Raw genomic sequence first — 1,172 nt, 5'->3', positions numbered from 1 at the left:
TACTGACTTCGGCTCGTCAGGGTGAATCTTCGCGAAGTCCCTGATGGGCGTGGAGCGGTGCCTGTATCCCGTGGTGTGTGAGATATGCGGATGGAGGCGGGCTGACTCCGGCGGGACGGCAGCGCCGGGAGACGGTGCGGATGCAGGCGGCTGAGCTGTTCGAGCAGAAGATCAAGCCGACGGAGGTGGCACGGCGCCTGAGGGTGAGTGCGAAGTCGGCTTACCAATGGCATCTGTTGTGGCGGGACGGCGGCGAGCAGGCGCTGGCCTCCCGCGGCCCGAGTGGATCCCGGTGCCGTCTGTCCCCGCGCTGCCTGGAGAAGCTCGCCGGGTATCTGGAGCAGGGTCCGGCCGCGCACGGCTGGGTCGAGGACCAGGTGTGGACCGCGGCGAGGGTGGCCACGCTGATCGGCAGAAAGTTTCACGTCTCTTACAGCGTCTCCGGCGCGACGAGGCTGATGCACCGGCTCGGCTTCAGCCCGCAGGTCCCCGTACGGCGGGTCGCCGAGCGCGACGAGCAGGCCATGACCGCGTGGAAGGAGGGGACTTGGGCTGAGGTAAAAGAGCCCGGGCGGCCTGCGGAGGCTACATCTGCTTCGAGGACGAAGCCGGGTTCACCCGTCGGCCGCCCAAAGGACGCACCTGGGGCCGGCGCGGCCGCACCCCGGTCGTAACCGTGAGCGGCCGCCGCTCGGGGCGCCTGTCGGTGGCCGGGCTGATCGCCATGCGGCCTGGCTCCCGGACCCGGCTGTGCCACCGCCTGCGCACCCACCGAGCGGGCCCGGGCAAGCGCCGCAGCATGGGTGAGCGTGACTTCATCGCGCTGATCGACGGCGTCCACCAGCTCGTCAAGGCGCCGATCGTGCTGGTGTGGGACCGGCTGAACACTCACATCTCCCGCGTCATGCGTGAGCTGATCGCCGAGCGCGAGTGGCTGACGGTGTTCCTGCTGCCCGCGTACTCGCCCGACCTCAACCCGGTCGAGTGGGTATGGGCGCACGTCAAACGCAGCCTGGCCAACCTCGCCGTAGTCGCCCTCGACCGACTCGAAGCCCTCGTACGCAACCGGCTCAAGCGCCTCCAGTACCGGCCCGAGACCCTCGACGGCTTCATAGCAGGCACCGGTCTGACCCTCAGCGATCCAACGTCACCTTGACCAGCCGAAGTCAGTA

General features: G+C 68.9%; 1 protein-coding gene. It reads left to right on the top strand.

Annotated elements, in window-relative coordinates; translation table 11 throughout:
* Positions 1 to 77: 77 nt before the first annotated feature.
* Positions 78 to 1,156 (top strand): IS630 family transposase gene (locus IE294_RS50290; RefSeq protein WP_435858246.1). Its coding sequence is split into 2 segments (ribosomal slippage): positions 78 to 579 and positions 579 to 1,156, totalling 1,080 coding nucleotides; the frame shifts between segments, so codons are not numbered across the junction.
* Positions 1,157 to 1,172: the final 16 nt, after the last annotated feature.

The organism is Streptomyces canarius (assembly GCF_014650735.1).
GTDB lineage: Bacteria > Actinomycetota > Actinomycetes > Streptomycetales > Streptomycetaceae > Streptomyces > Streptomyces olivaceoviridis.
The sequence above is the reverse complement of the archived record's forward strand: the minus strand, read 5'-3'. Positions and strand labels throughout refer to the sequence as shown.